Source organism: Clostridium aestuarii (assembly GCF_026735135.1).
In the GTDB taxonomy this organism is placed as follows: domain Bacteria; phylum Bacillota; class Clostridia; order Clostridiales; family Clostridiaceae; genus Clostridium_H; species Clostridium_H aestuarii.
On record NZ_JAPQER010000011.1, the window covers coordinates 19,929 to 35,529 of the forward strand.

A 15,601-nucleotide genomic window follows, 5' to 3' on the forward strand; every position below is an offset into this window, starting at 1 on the left:
AATGTACTCTTTCCAAAGACATTTTAGTTTGAACATAAGCTTTTTTATTAAATATTTTATAAATTTGAATTTACAATTTTACTGTAAGCATTGACAGTAAGCATATAATATATCATGTATATTAATGTATATGCTCCTACACTAATTCCAATAGGCACAGTTAAATTTAAATTCAACGCATCTCCTATAATCGATACCGCTACACAACTGTGTACTATTCCTAAAATAAGTGGAGTAATAAATACAAAGAAAATTTGTTTAGAAATAGATACTTTAATTTCTTTCTTATTAACTCCTATTTTCTTTAACAGTATATATCTTTCCTTATCATCATTTGCTTCTGATAATTGTTTGAAGAATATTATGCTTCCTGTTGCCATTAAGAACACTAATCCCAAGAATCCTGCTACAAATATAATTAATCCAGATTCAATTAAATTACCTTTATAACTATCATAATATGATGAAAATTTTCCAAACAACTCTTCATCTTCTAAATATTCCTTAGAAACTAAATTTCTTAATTCTTTTGTTAATTCTTCAGCATCTTTTTTATTATCATTAATATAAGCTTTTACTTTATAAATTTTGCTGTCATTATAATATTTATCATATATTTCATCTTTTACAACTAATGTTTCAAATGTCATATAGCGATTAGTTAATGAATATGGTTTAAAGTCTACAATCTTAAATTTTTGATTTTCATTATTTGTATCAATTTCTACAGTTTTATCTTTATAGCTCTCATCAAATTTTCCCATATACCATTCGTCAAACAATACACATTCATTAGAAGTGTTAAGACTAATCTTATCTTTAATTCCTCTTACTTTTGCTATCTCATTATACTGTCTCTCTGAAATAATATACGTACTAACTTTTCTATACTCAACATCTTTTCTTAATTTAGAAACATTAGGTATTTTACATTCTAAATTAAGAAATTCAATATCAATAGAATTAACTACTTTGTTTTTAGGATATTTGTCCATAACAGCTTCAACTTTTTTAGCTAAATTATCATTGTTCATTTTAATAACATATGAAAAAGGATAACGTGCTTCCTGCTTTGTGTAAAAATCATAATATTGACTGGTAGCTATACCCATAGCAGTTAATGTTGTTGCACTAAGTACAGCTATTGTTGCTAAAGTTCTTGCACTACTCTTTATTCTATATAAAAGTTGTGATGTACCAATCATATTAATTCCGTTATAATATTTCTTTTTATTTTTCTTTGCCATTTTAATCACAAACACTGTAAAATAAGAAAAGAATATATACGTTCCTATTACTACAAGTATTAAAGTCGCTAAAATAACATATAAAAAATTTAACTTTAATTCAAAGGCCTTTAAATATAATGTATATCCTCCCACTATTAATATAACTGAAAATACTGCGGCAACAACTGATGTTTTGGGTTCTTTTTCTCCTGATTTTTCTGCCTTAAAAAGATCTATAAGCTTAAATCTATAAATTATAGTATAACCATGAACAGAAGTAATAAAAAACAATATAAAGAAAGTAATAAATGTATTAATTATAGCTTTAGGTATTATTGTGAATTTTATTGGCAAAGAAAATCCCATAAGCTTAACTAAAAGCATTACAAATACTTTTGATAATAATGTTCCTAATATAATTCCTGCACCAAGTGCTAATATTCCCATCACTATATTTTCATAAAACAGCATTCTTCCTATCTGTTTCTTTTTAACACCCAATAAAGAATACAATCCTATTTCTTTTTTTCTTTTTTTAGTAAAAAAAGAATTTGAATACCAAATAAATATAGCTGCAAATATGGCAATTACTATAGATGCTGCTTTAAATCCACTGCCTATTCTTTCTTTAACTTGTGCTAATTGTAAAACCTGTTCATTATATTGTATTGATACAAAAGTAAAATAAATCATTATACTAAATATCATAGAAACAAAATATACAAAATAATTATAAAAATTCCTTTTTACATTTCTAGCTGCTATATTAAATAAGTTCATTATTATCGCCTCCACCAAGAGTTCTTAATACATCCAAAATCTTTTGGAAAAACTCTTTACGGGATCCTCCTCTAACAAGTTCAGTAAACAACTTACCATCCTTTATAAATAAAATCCTTTTACAATAACTTGCAGCAAAAGCATCATGAGTTACCATCATTATTGTAGCTTTATTATTTTGGTTCAAATCACTCATGCACTGCAAAAGTTCTGTAGATGACTTAGAATCTAAAGCACCAGTAGGTTCATCTGCCAATATTAATTTAGGTTTACTAATAATAGCTCTAGCTGCTGCTGTTCTCTGCTTTTGTCCTCCTGAAATTTCATATGGATATTTTACTAATATATCACTTATTCCTAAAATATCTGATATTTCATTTACTCTCTTTTCTATTTGTTTATGATTAACCTTTGAAAGAGCTAGTGGAAGTACAATATTTTCTTTAACCGTCAATGTATCAAGCAAATTAAAGTCCTGAAATATAAAACCAAGCTTATTTCTTCTGAAAGAAGACAACTTATCCTCATTCATTTTTACTATATCATCCCCATCTATAGCTATAGTTCCTCCTGTTGGTCTATCTATGGTTGATATCATATTTAAAAGTGTAGTCTTTCCCGCACCAGAAGGACCCATTATTCCAACGAATTCCCCTTCTTTTATTTCAAGATCTATATCATGAAGTGCAGTATAAACATTTCCTCTTGAACCATATATCTTTCTTACACTTTTTGCTACTAAAACATTATTCATCTATATTTCCTCCTATATTTTGTTTTATTTTTTACAATTATCTTTATAAATATTTTTGCTTGACTCTATGTTTATTTAGTTCTTACCTTAGCATTCCTATGTAAATAACTTTATACATATTTAAATTTAATTTGATTTTATTTAAATATCTTTTTTTAATATCTTGAGTATACATGTATCCATCTTGAGCATGTCGATTAACCCACCCCTCAAGAATTGAATACATGTCATTATTTTTATTTTTTAATTGTCCTAAATACCAAGCCCCTATCTTTATACTAATTGATGGACTACCTAAATCTTTAACTTTAAAATTTTTCATTTTCATTTCTTTTATCCATCGTTCAGCTGTTTCTTCTCTAATCTGCATAATCCCACTTTTTTTACCTTTTCTATAACATACTTCTGTAAATCCACTTTCTATATTAATAATTGCTGTTAGTAGATATGGATCTATACCATATTTTTTTGAAAATTTTATTATATCAGCTTTAAATTTTAATGGGAAAAGTATATTTTTTATTTCAGATGTTCCTACTGCCAAAATAATTAATATTACTGCTAAAATGCCAATTAATTGTTTCATTTTTCCTTTCCTCCATCTAAATTAAATTATTATTTTTTATTAAACTGGTTTGATTTGTTTTACAATAGTGATTATAATATCTTTTTACATACTTAACCATCGTTTAAACTTACAATTTAAAGTTACAAACTTACATTTTTGTAATATTAGATAAAAAAAGGCTCAGTTTATTTAAAACTGTAGCCTCTAATTTTATATTCATAAATTTTTCAAGTATTGTTTGCAACATTAAAATAATCTATCAGTTTAGGAAAATGTATTACAACTCTTGTGTATTCTCCATAAGTAGATTCTATTGTTATATTATGCCCTAATTTTCTTGCAAGCTTTTTTGCTAAATATAATCCCATTCCAGTAGATTTATAATTTTCTCTTCCATTAGATCCAGTAAAACCTTTATTAAAAACTCTTCCTATATCTTCTTGCTTTATTCCCATACCATCATCTTCAATAACAAGCCTTTTTTCCTTTTTATCTTTTTCTCCAATGATCTTTATTCTTCCACCTTGAGCTGTATATTTTAATGAATTTGATAAAACCTGATTAATTATAAATATAAGCCATTTTTTATCAGTAGTTGTAGTTAAAGACATGTCTTTTATATCTATACCTATTCTTTTATTTATAAACATCTTAGCATGTTTTTTTATAATTTCCTTTATCAGTTTTTCTAAATCTACTTCCTTAATAAAATAATCCTTAGAAAAAGCATCTGTTCTCGAATAGTAAAGAGTCTGTTCAACATAATTATCGATTTTATCTATCTCATCTTCCAAACTATCTAATATCACTTCTTTAGGTTTATCTATACTGTTTTCAATAATTAATCTACTTACAGCAATAGGTGTTTTAACCTCATGAACCCAAGAAGTAATAAATTCCAGATTATCTCTTTTATCTTCATATAATTTTTCAATTTTTATATTTTGTTCTTCATATATATTTTCAAGAAGCTTATTATATAAATTTTGCTCATAAAATTTTGGCTCTGGTAAACTATTAATTATATTTTCTTTTTGATCTTTTATAATTAATTTAATTGTTTCATAATATCTTTTTCGAAACATATACTCAATAGATAAATAAATGCATAAGAAAACAAAAGACACAACGTTTATATACACTATGTTATTCATACTAACTTTTACAGTTGAATCTAAATATATTACTGCTGATATAAAACTCATTAAAATCAAATAAAATATAAGCAAATATCTTTTATCTATTATATATTCTTTTACCTTCATATAATTATATATCCCTGCCCTTTCTTAGTTTCAATAAATTCACTTAAACCAATACCAGCTAATTTTTTTCTTAATCTATTAATATTTACTGTTAACGTATTGTCATCTACAAAACTTTCATCTTCCCAAAGACTTCTCATTATTTTATCTCTACTTACAACTTTACCACTATTTTTCATAAGGAGATAAATGATTTTAAACTCATTTTTAGTAAGTTCTAATTTTTTCTCATTATAAATAAGATTAGAATCTTTTAAATTTAACACAGCTCCATCATGCTCAATAACATCCGTCTCAACATTTGAATAAGAATATGTTCTTCTTAAAATTGCATTTACTTTAGCCATAAGTACTTCTATCGAAAAAGGCTTTTGTACGAAATCATCGCCTCCCATATTCATAGCCATAATAATATCCATATTTGTATCTCTTGAAGATATGAAAACAATAGGTACTTTAGATAACGCCCTTATTTTATTGCACCAATGAAAGCCATCAAAGGACGGAAGATTTATATCCATTAAAACCAAATGTGGCTCATATTTTAAGAAAACATTAAAAACTTCATTAAAATCTTCAATATATAATCCATCAAAACCCCATTTTTTAATATTTTCAAGCATAATTTCTCTTATTTTATGATCATCTTCAACTATCATTATCTTAAACATTTGAGCACCCCTTATTTTTATAATTGAGGAATCTGCATAATTTAAAACTCACATAGCTCTGTATAAATTTTAGTTATGCAATTTTCTCTCTAATTTATATAATTAAAATTTTTAACTTTATTATATAATATTTACTTTATAATAACTACATAAATAGAATTTAATTTTTATGCTGTATAAGAAGCTAAAAAATAAGCCATAAATATAATGCTTGTCCATTATATTTATAGCTTTTAAGTAAAAAACAATCTATTCTTTATCCTTATTTTTTCCTTCAAAATATTTTGTTATAATATACACTAACGAGTTAGTTAGTGACACTAAAATTGCTTTCACAATGTCAATGTTATCTTTAAATAAACAAATTGAAAACGCCAAAACTACTATGATGGAAACAGTTAAAATACATTCAAATTTTAAATTTTTAGGTGGTTTGATTTTTATCACCTCTTTAGAAACACTCACCGTCATACCCTTTTTAATGTGTTCCTAATATAAATATATGATAAAAATAACGCAAGTGTTTAATGAGGTACAGACACTTATATTCTATGAAATTATACAATATAAAAATTTAAAATACGTAATGCCAGTTTTGTAATTTTTTAATTATGTATATTTTCTATCTACCTGCTTTAATAATATTAAATAGATTGTCTGAAGCTTCTTTTATATTATCTTTATTCAAAATAGCAGATATAACAGAAATACCATTTACTCCTGTTTTCATAACTTCTTCAGTATTGTTTTCATTTATACCTCCAATAGCTACAGAAGGTATTTTTATTTCTTCTACGATTTCTCTAAGTCCTTCAGTTCCTATTGGAGTATCTATATCTTTTTTAGTTCCAGTAAAAAACACTGTACCCAATCCTACATAATCTGCTCCATCTCTTTCAGCCTCTAAAGCTTCCTGTATATTTCCAGCAGATATTCCTATTATCTTATCTTCACCTAAAATTTTTCTTGCAAGTTTTATAGACATATCTTTTTGTCCTAAATGAACACCTTCAGCATCCACAGCTAATGCTATATCTAGTCTATCATTTATTATTAAAGGAACATTGTATTTTGCAGTTACTTCCTTTATTTCTAATGCAACATTATAGAATTTCCTTGTTGAAATATCTTTTTCTCTAACTTGAACCAAAGTAGCTCCACCTTTTATAGCCTCTTCCACACACTCTTTCAAACTTCTTCCATTCAAAAAACTTCTATCTGTAACTAAATATAAACTATAATCTAATTCCATTTGATTTTACCCTCTTCCTCCAGCTTTTCTTCGTTTAATAAATATATCTCATCTATTAATTTAACTTTAAAGCTTCCTGGCACCTTTACTATCTTAGCAGCATTTTCTCCTGCTATATTCATAGATAATATAGCTGTAACTGCCGCAATAAATTTATCTTCCTCTACCCCAGCAGTTGCTGCTGTTAAAGCACCAACCATACATCCAGCACCAGTAATTAATGTAAGCATTTCTGTACCATTTTCAATTACTGCCGTTCTTTCACCATCTGTAATTATATCATAAATTCCTGTAGCTGCTACAACACAGTTATATTTTTTAGCAAGAACTATTGCAGCCTCTTTTGCATCAGTTCCATCATCAATAGAATCTACTCCTCTTGATTTTGATTCAAAACCTGCTAAAGATTTTATTTCACCTACATTTCCTTTTATAATATCAATTTTTCCTATTTCTGCAATTCTATTTATAACGTCAACTTTCTTTTTAATAGCTCCGCACCCTACTGGATCTAGTACTACAGGTACATTATTGTTTTTAGCTGATAAAACAGCCATCATAATAGACTGCTCCTGCTCCTTTGTAAGTGTTCCTACATTTATATATATCGAAGAAGATATTTTAGCAAAATCATAAATTTCATCATAAGCTTCTACCATGGCTGGAGAAGCACCATAAGCTAATAATATATTAGCACAGTCATTAATAGTTACACTATTAGTGATTGCATCAATCAATGGAGTTTTTTCCCTTACTTTACTTAAAACCTTTGCAACTTTTTTTATCATATTAATCCCCTTTTCTTTTACCTATTTAACAGGATAGTTTCCATTAAAGCACCCCAAACAAAAGCCTTCATTTTTTTCAAATACTTTTAATAATCCATCTATGCTTAAATATCCTAAACTATCTGCTCCAATAAATTTTTTTATCTCATCAATTTTCATAGAAGAACCTACAATTTCTTTCTTATTAAAAATATCAATTCCTAATTCACAACAGTGTTTTACCATTGGAGAAGCAACTCTAAAATGTACTTCCCTTGCTCCACATTTCCTTAAGGATTTAACTATTTGTCTGCTAGTAGTACCTCTCACTAAAGAATCATCTACTACAATAACTCTTTTCCCTGCAATATTCCTTTTAATTGGGTTTAATTTTATTGAGACACTTTTCTCTCTGATTTTTTGAGAAGGAACTATAAAAGTTCTTCCTATGTATCTATTCTTTATAAATCCTAATTGGTATGGAATACCAGAAGCTTTAGAATACCCTATTGCCGCAGGTATTCCTGAATCCGGCACTCCTATTACAACATCTCCTTCTACAGGAGTTTCTTTATAAAGATGTTTACCCGCTAAACTTCTAGCTAAGTAAACATCTATGCCATCTATAATACTATCTTCTCTAGCAAAATAAATATATTCAAAAGCACATACAGCACATTTTTTATTTTTTGAATAATATATAGATTTAATTCCCTCATTATCTATAACAACCATTTCACCTGGCATTACATCTCTTACAAATTTTGCTCCTACTGAATTCAAAGCACAACTTTCAGAACAAATTATATAACTTTCATTTATTTTTCCTATACACAAAGGTCTTATTCCATTTGGATCTCTTACCCCTATAAGCTTATCTTCAGTTAATATAGCTAGTGCATAAGATCCTTTTATCACTTTAATAGCACTAATCACAGCATCCTCAATACTTTTATCTGCCTGCCTTGCTATAAGATTTAAAATAATCTCTGAATCAGTAGTTGTTTGAAAAGCTGTACCTTTGTCTTTTAAAAACTCCTTTAGTTTGCTTATATTCAACAAATTCCCATTATGAGCTATTGCAATTTTTCCTAATTTAAAGTCGCATAAAATAGGTTGTGCATTAATAACATTGCTATCTCCTGTAGTAGAATATCTTACATGTCCTATAGCAGAATTTCCTTTCATGCTACTTAAAATTTTTTCATCAAACACATCTGCAACAAGCCCCATGTTTTTATAACAACTTAACTTTTTTTTATTTGAAATTGCTATTCCTGCACTTTCCTGTCCTCTATGCTGAAGTGCAAAAAGTCCATAATATGTTAAATGTGATATATCTATTTCTTCTTTTGAAAATACACCAAACACTCCACATTCTTCCTCAAATTTGTCAATATCCTTCATTTACTCATCATCTCTTAAAACATTTAAATTCTTTCCACTCATTACTTTGTTCATATTTCTAACAGCACACATTTTGCCGCACATTGTGCACGTTTTTTCATCTTCTGGTCTTGAATTTTCTCTATATTTTTTTGCTTTTTCTGGATCAATAGCAAGTTCAATCATTTTATTCCAATCAAGATTTTTTCTTGCATCGCTCATTTCATTATCCCATTTTCTTGCTCCTTTTACCCCTTTTGCTATATCAGCAGCATGAGCAGCTATTTTAGTTGCTATTATTCCTTCCTTCATATCGTTTAAATCAGGAAGTCTTAAATGTTCTGCTGGAGTTACATAACACAAGAAGTCTGCACCAGTTGATGCTGCAATAGCTCCTCCTATAGCACTTGTTATATGGTCATATCCTGGTGCTATATCTGTAACTATAGGTCCTAATACATAGAAAGGCGCTCCATAACATAATTTTTTTTCAAGCATCATATTTGCTTTTATTTCGTTTAATGCCATATGTCCTGGTCCTTCTATTATAACTTGTACATTTCTTTCCCAAGCTTTTTTTGTAAGTTCGCCTAATGTCATAAGTTCTTTAATTTGAGATGGATCAGTAGAATCTGCAATTGAACCTGGACGACAAGCATCTCCTAAGCTTATAGTTACATCATATTTTTCACATATATCTAATACTTTATCAAAATGTTCATAGAATGGATTTTCTTTACCATTCAACTGCATCCAAGCAAACATTAATGCTCCACCTCTTGATACTAAATTAGTAAGTCTTGGATTTCTTTTGAACACCTCAGCAGTTTCCTTATTTATACCAGCATGGATAGTCATAAAGTCTACTCCATCCTTTGCATGTGTTTCTATAACCTTTAAAAGTTCTTCAGCAGTCAATTCTTTTAATTCTTTATCATAAAAACCAACTGCATCATACATAGGAACTGTTCCAATCATTGCAGGAGACATACCTATTAATTTTTGTCTGAATTCTTGAGTTTTACCATAACAACTTAAATCCATTATAGCTTCTGCTTTCATTTCTACGGCAACTTTAACCTTTTCAAGCTCTTTTTCTACATCATTACAATCCTTAGAAATTCCTAAATTAACATTTATTTTAGTTCTAAGTCCATTACCTACTCCTTCTGGTTCTATATTCTTATGGTTTTTATTAGCTGGTATAGCTACTTCTCCTCTAGCTACTAACCTCATTAGCTTTTCAACTTTAATTCCTTCTTTTTTAGCTACTATTTCCATTTCTCTTGTTACTATTCCTTTTCTTGCAGCATCCATTTGTGTTGTATAATTCATTTTACATCTCTCCCCTTAATACTCTTATTTTGTGAAATAAAAAAGAGAAGCATAACTGCTTCCCTCATATTACTTCTATAAAAAACAAAAACACAGCTTTATAAAAACTGTGTTCAAATCACTTTATAAAGGCTTTCCTACGTTAGAATTATCTAAATCAGGTTATGAGGGTCAGAACTAACAGTTCTTTCTCAGCCTCTTACATAGGCTCCCCTAGCAATATTAAATTTTCACTTACCTTTTCAAGGGAAATTATATCACACCTTTTATTATTTTACAATAAATAAAATTTTCTAGCTTACCAACCTTCCCCAAGTATTTTCTCCAACTATTCCATCTATAACTAAACGGTTATCCTTTTGATACTCTTTAACAGCACTTTCAGTTTTTCTTCCAAAAACACCGTCTGCAACACCTGTATTAAAGCCTAATTGATTTAATTTTTTTTGTAAAAGCTTTACATCTTCTCCTCTCAACATAGGCAAACTATATCTTAAAAGCCTCTGTAAGTTTGGAGCTACTTTGGGAGCTACTTTTGGAACTACTTTAGAAATAGTTTGTTCATCATTAGGAATTCGTTGTCCTAATATACCATAAACCACTGCTTCCGCACATTTTTGCTTTATATCTTCTCTTTTTAATTTTTTTGCATCTGAAATATTATCAATAAAACCAAATTCATTTAATACTGCTGGCATATTAGTTGCCCTTATAACATATAGATAGTCTCCGTATCTGCCTCTCCTACTTTTTATTCCTCTTGATTTAAATATTTTACTTAAATTTTTCTCTATATTTGTAGCATACTGCTTACCTTTGCCACCATTAATTGAATGCCAAACTTCTGTTCCATTTCCTCCCCCAGCATTTATATGATTTGAGATAAATATATCTGCTCCCCATCTATTTGCTTCTCTAGTTCTCTCACTTAAACTTATATATTTATCTGTATTTCTTGACAGCTTAACCTGATGACCTAGTTTTTCAAATAATTTTTTTTGTTTTAAAGATATATCTAGTGTTAAATATTTTTCATAGAGTCCATTATCAACTGCACCTGGATCTCTTCCACCATGTCCTGGATCTATAAATATTTTCATATATACCCCTCCAATAAACTACCTTCTATTACTAATAAATTAAACTCACTTTCAATATATGCATTTTATAGAAAATTTGTAATACACTCTGTAATAAAGCTTTACTTTAAAACATATTTTTATTTATATAGCAAATAAAATGGGGTGACAATGAATTGAAAAAAGGTAGCTTAATAATACTAATACTAATACTAATAGCTTCCATTTTTATAAGTGGAAAACTATATTTAAATAGAAAAAAGCCTTCAAATTACTACTATACAAATCTACTCGCCAAAAATCTTACCATATGTTCTAAATGCGAAGCAAAAATTTTAGATACTAATTTTTATAAAACAGAATCTCTATCTTCTGATGATATCCAAACAATTAAAAATTTTTTAAGTGAACTTAAAAAATCTAATTTTATAACAAAACCTGTCTCTATTAAAGAAAAAGCTAAATATAGATATTTTTTTACTTTTCCTGAAACTAAAGAAAAATATATAATTAATGTATATTCAACTGATTATGTCTCAATTCATCCATGGGATGGTGATTTCCCTGTGGATTGTATAAGCACTACCACTATTCCTAAAAGGTATAATTTATATGGACTAAGTATATATGTTTTTTCAAAAGAACCAAATTTTGATTAGAACCCCCCTAAACTCAATGTATTTAAAAAATGTTATAATCAAAAAAGAAGAGCTTTTCTGCTCTTCTTTAATAAGCTATAATAAATATTAAACCAATCCCACACTTGCTAAAATTAATGCAACTATAAGTGCACATAATGGAATTACAACTGAACACATACCAATATCAGCATAAGATTCTTTATGTGTTAATCCACAGATTCCTAGCAATGTTATAACTGCTCCGTTATGTGGTAATGAGTCAAATCCGCCACATGCCAATGTTGCTATTCTGTGAAGTACTTGAGGATTTATTCCAGCTTGATTAGCCATTTCTAAATACTGCTGTCCTAATGCAGCAAGTGCTATACTCATACCACCTGATGCTGAACCTGTTACACCTGCAAGTACATTAACTGATATTGCTTCTGAAATCAATGGATTACTTGATACTCCAAGTATAAATGATTGGATTATTCCAAATGCCGCTAAAGATTTAATAACATTTCCGTATCCAACCTCTGAACATGTATTAGTAATTGCTAAAAGTGATCCAATAGCACCCTGATTAACTGACTTTTTAGCATCTTTCAATCTTTTCTTATTTGCAACTAAAGTAAATATTATTGCTACAACTAATGAAATAATTAAACTCCAAATACCCTTAACCTTTGATAACTCTGTTCCAAAATCTTTTAAATATGATCCATCTATCCCAGGATAGTACACCCTTCCTAAAATATAGTTGAGTACTAAAACTATAATTATTGGAGTTAATGATAACCAAAAATTTGGAAGTTCTTTAACATCTATACCACTTGTAACTTCCTCTAGATGTTCTCCATAGCCTTCTCCTGCTGCTGCTGCTTTTTTAGCTCTATATGTTAACCAAGTTATTCCACCAATTGCCATTACCATACCACCAGCAATACCTAATATAGGCGCTGCATATGCATCTGTTCCAAAGTATGGCATTGGAATTGCATTTTGTATTTGTGGCGTTCCAGGAAATGCTGTCATTGTAAATGTAAACGAACCTAATGCTATAGATCCTGGTATTAGTCTCTTTGGTATATTAGCTTCTCTATATAATTGTGTTGCTATTGGAAATACTGCAAAAGCAACAACAAATAATGATACTCCACCATATGTTAATACTGCACATGATAATACAACTGCTATTATTGCTTTATCTTTTCCTAACTTATTTGCTATTGCATTAGCGATAGATTTTGCCGCTCCTGAATCATCCATGAGCTTACCAAAAACTGCACCTAATAAAAATACAGGGAAATATGCTTTAGCATATCCAGCAAAGTTTTTCATAAACACTTCTGTATACGTTGCCATTAGGTGAGCACTCATCCCCTCACTCATAAAAGCTGCAAACAATGCCAAAATTGGTGCAAGAATAAGTACGCTTATACCTCTATACGCAAGATACATCAATAAACCAAGAGATAAAATAACTCCAATAACTCCCACCATAAACTTTTCTCCTCTCTATTTTTGATCTTTGAACCTAATATTTTTTATAAAATATCGATTTGATTGTAAATTTTCTTTCTTATCTAATGTTTACAAATTATTATATTTTTATTATTTCAATCCCATTAATTCTTCTTGAAAAATTCTTTCATCCATTAATTTAAGTTCTTCATCAATTATTGGTTTAAAATCCATCTGAGCTAATATATCTTTTTCTAGCTCAATACCTGGAGCAATTTCAGTAAGAACTAATCCTTCTTTTCTAAGCTCAAATACAGCTCTTTCTGTTATATATAATACCGGTTGTTCAATTTCTTGTGCATACTCACCACTAAATGTAATTTGTTCAACTTGTGGTATGAATTTTTTAACTTTCCCCTCTTGTTTTATAACTAATTTTCCATTTTTAGCAGCGATTTTCAACCCACCTGCTGTAAATGTTCCACAGTATACTGTTTTTTTAGCATTTTGAGTAATATTTATAAATCCACCGCATCCAGCTATCTTTGGTCCAAATTTACTTACATTTATGTTTCCTTTCTTGTCACATTGAGCCAAGCCTAAGAAAGCTACATCTAATCCACCGCCATCATAGAAATCAAATTGGTATGTTTGATCTATTATAGCCTCAGCATTTGTTGCTGCCCCAAAGCTTAATCCACCTGCTGGCACTCCACCTATAGGCCCAGCCTCTACCGTCAAAGTCATTGTATCTCCTATTCCTTCCTCATTTGCAACCATTGCAACAACTTCTGGAACACCTATTCCTAAGTTTACTGCTGCATTTTTGGGAAGCTCCATAGCTGCTCTTCTTGCTATTATCTTTCTTTCATTTAGAGATATTTTTTCAATACTGCTTAGCGATACTCTTGCTTCTCCACAATATGCTGGATTATATGCTTCTCCAAAAGTTTGCATACTAGTTTTATCATCTGCTACTACTACCGCATCCACATATATTCCTGGAACTTTAACTAGCCTTGGATCTAGACTTCCAGTATCAACTATTTTTTGAACCTGAACTATAACAATTCCACCTGAATTTTTAGCAGCTTGAGCTAATGAAATTGTTTCTAATGTAGCTACTTCTTTTTGCATAGATATATTACCCTTTTCATCTGCATAAGTTCCCCTAATAACAGCAACATTTATTGGGAATGCCTTGTATAAAAGTCTTTCTTGTCCTTCAATATTAACTACTTTAACAATATCTTCTTTTGTAATATCATTTAATTTTCCACCTTCAACTCTTGGATCTACAAAAGTTTTTAATCCTACATGAGTAATAGTTCCAATTTTATTAGCTGCAATATCTCTGAACAAATGACTAATTGTTCCCTGTGGAAGGTTATATGCTTCTATTTTATTTTCCAGCGCTAACTTTTGAAGTTTAGGAGCAAGTCCCCAATGTCCACCTATTACTTTTGCAACTAATTCTTCATGTCCCAGGTGGTTTAACCCTCTTTCTTTAGCATCTCCTTGTCCTGCTGCATAGACCAACGTCAACTTCCTAGGTATTCCTTCATTTAAAAATTTTCTTTCGATTTCTGAAGTAATTTTTTCTGCATGTGCCGCACCAATAAAACCTCCAATAGCCACAGTGTCTCCATCTTTAATCATTGCAACAGCTTCTCCAACAGTTTTTATTTTTGATATCATATCAGTCTCCTCCTTTCAGCAAAATATTTTTAACTTCAATATTAATATAAGCAATTACCGTTCCATTTTTCAGTATATTATAATTATTCAGATTATTCTCGCAAGCCATTGATATATATGTATTTTTTATTTTTAAATCTAATTAAATATTTTAAAATACAGAATATCAAATATGTCAAGTGTATATTTTTTTTACACTTAATTTTATTTTTTGTCATATTCCGCCTTATTATGCGCTTAGAAAAAATGTGTATTTTTTATACATGTATATTTTTTATGCATATTTTAAATTATATTTTCTATTATTTTTGATTATATAGATAAAATATTTATTTTTTGTATAACATTTAACATTATTTATAAAAAAACTTCTTAAGAATTTAAAAATTCTTAAGAAGTTTTTTAAGTTTAGTTTATAAATTTATGCTTATTAGTATATTGATTTTTAATTGTTATTATTGCATATCCTTAATTTGAGCTGTTAATTCTGGAACTATTTTGCTTAAGTCTCCTACTAATCCTAAATCTGCAACATGCATTATTGCTGCATCTTCGTCTTTATTTATAGCGATTATGTAGTCACTATCTTGCATTCCTGCTAAATGTTGGATTGCTCCTGAGATTCCGCATGCAATGTATAATTTTGGTCTTACAGTTTTTCCTGTTTGACCTATTTGTAATGCATGGTCTATCCAGTCGTTATCTGTAGCTGCTCTTGATCCTGCTACTA

The 15,601-nt window shown here is 29.0% G+C and carries 15 protein-coding genes and 1 riboswitch; of the genes, 1 reads left to right on the top strand and 14 read right to left on the bottom strand.

Annotation, left to right across the window (positions count from 1 at the left end):
- Nucleotides 1-56: 56 nt before the first annotated feature.
- The 11 genes from OW763_RS15890 to OW763_RS15940 form a co-directional block, all read right to left on the bottom strand.
- Nucleotides 57-2,009: an FtsX-like permease family protein gene (locus tag OW763_RS15890; RefSeq protein ID WP_268042465.1), complete on the bottom strand. Its 1,953-nt coding sequence runs from the start codon at nucleotides 2,007-2,009 to the stop codon at nucleotides 57-59.
- Nucleotides 1,996-2,763, bottom strand: a complete 768-nt coding sequence (locus tag OW763_RS15895) for an ABC transporter ATP-binding protein (protein ID WP_268042467.1) — start codon at nucleotides 2,761-2,763, stop codon at nucleotides 1,996-1,998. The genes OW763_RS15890 and OW763_RS15895 overlap by 14 nt, the downstream gene beginning before the upstream one ends.
- 82 nt (nucleotides 2,764-2,845) lie before the next feature.
- Complete coding sequence (locus tag OW763_RS15900) at nucleotides 2,846-3,349, bottom strand: transglycosylase SLT domain-containing protein (protein ID WP_268042469.1); 504 nt, start codon at nucleotides 3,347-3,349, stop codon at nucleotides 2,846-2,848.
- Nucleotides 3,350-3,558: 209 nt separating this feature from the next.
- Nucleotides 3,559-4,596, bottom strand: coding sequence for a sensor histidine kinase (locus OW763_RS15905; protein ID WP_268042471.1), 1,038 nt, complete (start codon nucleotides 4,594-4,596; stop codon nucleotides 3,559-3,561).
- A complete protein-coding gene (locus OW763_RS15910) occupies nucleotides 4,593-5,267 on the bottom strand; it encodes a response regulator transcription factor (RefSeq protein WP_268042473.1) in 675 nt (224 codons plus the stop codon). Before OW763_RS15910 ends, OW763_RS15905 begins: the two co-directional genes overlap by 4 nt.
- A 249-nt stretch (nucleotides 5,268-5,516) precedes the next feature.
- Nucleotides 5,517-5,732 (bottom strand): hypothetical protein, encoded by a 216-nt coding sequence (locus OW763_RS15915; RefSeq protein WP_268042475.1) that lies wholly within the window; start codon nucleotides 5,730-5,732, stop codon nucleotides 5,517-5,519.
- Nucleotides 5,733-5,889: 157 nt separating this feature from the next.
- Nucleotides 5,890-6,519 carry a thiamine phosphate synthase gene (gene thiE / locus OW763_RS15920; RefSeq protein ID WP_268042477.1) on the bottom strand — a complete coding sequence of 210 codons (630 nt, stop codon included), beginning with the start codon at nucleotides 6,517-6,519 and terminating at the stop codon, nucleotides 5,890-5,892.
- On the bottom strand, nucleotides 6,510-7,313 hold the full coding sequence (gene thiM / locus OW763_RS15925; protein WP_268042491.1) for a hydroxyethylthiazole kinase: 804 nt from the start codon (nucleotides 7,311-7,313) through the stop codon (nucleotides 6,510-6,512). Before thiM ends, thiE begins: the two co-directional genes overlap by 10 nt.
- A gap of 15 nt (nucleotides 7,314-7,328) precedes the next feature.
- Nucleotides 7,329-8,693 carry an amidophosphoribosyltransferase gene (gene purF, locus OW763_RS15930; RefSeq protein WP_268042479.1) on the bottom strand — a complete coding sequence of 455 codons (1,365 nt, stop codon included), beginning with the start codon at nucleotides 8,691-8,693 and terminating at the stop codon, nucleotides 7,329-7,331.
- Entirely contained in the window at nucleotides 8,694-10,007 is a 1,314-nt protein-coding gene (gene thiC, locus OW763_RS15935; RefSeq protein ID WP_268042481.1) for a phosphomethylpyrimidine synthase ThiC, read from the bottom strand.
- 117 nt (nucleotides 10,008-10,124) lie between these two features.
- A riboswitch (TPP riboswitch) is annotated at nucleotides 10,125-10,232 on the bottom strand.
- A 68-nt stretch (nucleotides 10,233-10,300) separates the two neighbouring features.
- Entirely contained in the window at nucleotides 10,301-11,107 is an 807-nt protein-coding gene (locus OW763_RS15940; protein WP_268042483.1) for an N-acetylmuramoyl-L-alanine amidase, read from the bottom strand.
- Between the two features lie 155 nt (nucleotides 11,108-11,262).
- On the opposite strand from OW763_RS15940, the gene OW763_RS15945 reads away from it, so the two are divergent.
- Nucleotides 11,263-11,745, top strand: coding sequence for a DUF4883 family protein (locus OW763_RS15945; RefSeq protein WP_268042485.1), 483 nt, complete (start codon nucleotides 11,263-11,265; stop codon nucleotides 11,743-11,745).
- A gap of 87 nt (nucleotides 11,746-11,832) precedes the next feature.
- Here the strand turns inward: OW763_RS15945 and OW763_RS15950 are convergent, their stop codons facing one another.
- From OW763_RS15950 to OW763_RS15960, 3 genes are all read right to left on the bottom strand, one after another.
- Complete coding sequence (locus OW763_RS15950; RefSeq protein WP_268042487.1) at nucleotides 11,833-13,212, bottom strand: GntP family permease; 1,380 nt, start codon at nucleotides 13,210-13,212, stop codon at nucleotides 11,833-11,835.
- Nucleotides 13,213-13,323: 111 nt separating this feature from the next.
- Entirely contained in the window at nucleotides 13,324-14,871 is a 1,548-nt protein-coding gene (locus OW763_RS15955; RefSeq protein ID WP_272507524.1) for an acyl CoA:acetate/3-ketoacid CoA transferase, read from the bottom strand.
- Between the two features lie 455 nt (nucleotides 14,872-15,326).
- A partial coding sequence (locus OW763_RS15960; RefSeq protein ID WP_268042489.1) for an electron transfer flavoprotein subunit alpha/FixB family protein occupies nucleotides 15,327-15,601 on the bottom strand: 275 nt, incomplete at its 5' end.

Excerpts from the sequence above, each read along its gene's own strand:
- OW763_RS15890 (WP_268042465.1), bottom strand. The coding sequence starts at position 2,009 with ATGAACTTATTTAATATAGCAGCTAGAAATGTAAAAAGGAATTTTTAT.
- OW763_RS15895 (WP_268042467.1), bottom strand. The coding sequence starts at position 2,763 with ATGAATAATGTTTTAGTAGCAAAAAGTGTAAGAAAGATATATGGTTCA.
- OW763_RS15900 (WP_268042469.1), bottom strand. The coding sequence starts at position 3,349 with ATGAAACAATTAATTGGCATTTTAGCAGTAATATTAATTATTTTGGCA.
- OW763_RS15905 (WP_268042471.1), bottom strand. The coding sequence starts at position 4,596 with ATGAAGGTAAAAGAATATATAATAGATAAAAGATATTTGCTTATATTT.
- OW763_RS15910 (WP_268042473.1), bottom strand. The coding sequence starts at position 5,267 with ATGTTTAAGATAATGATAGTTGAAGATGATCATAAAATAAGAGAAATT.
- thiE (WP_268042477.1), bottom strand. The coding sequence starts at position 6,519 with ATGGAATTAGATTATAGTTTATATTTAGTTACAGATAGAAGTTTTTTG.
- purF (WP_268042479.1), bottom strand. The coding sequence starts at position 8,693 with ATGAAGGATATTGACAAATTTGAGGAAGAATGTGGAGTGTTTGGTGTA.
- thiC (WP_268042481.1), bottom strand. The coding sequence starts at position 10,007 with ATGAATTATACAACACAAATGGATGCTGCAAGAAAAGGAATAGTAACA.
- OW763_RS15940 (WP_268042483.1), bottom strand. The coding sequence starts at position 11,107 with ATGAAAATATTTATAGATCCAGGACATGGTGGAAGAGATCCAGGTGCA.
- OW763_RS15950 (WP_268042487.1), bottom strand. The coding sequence starts at position 13,212 with ATGGTGGGAGTTATTGGAGTTATTTTATCTCTTGGTTTATTGATGTAT.
- OW763_RS15955 (WP_272507524.1), bottom strand. The coding sequence starts at position 14,871 with ATGATATCAAAAATAAAAACTGTTGGAGAAGCTGTTGCAATGATTAAA.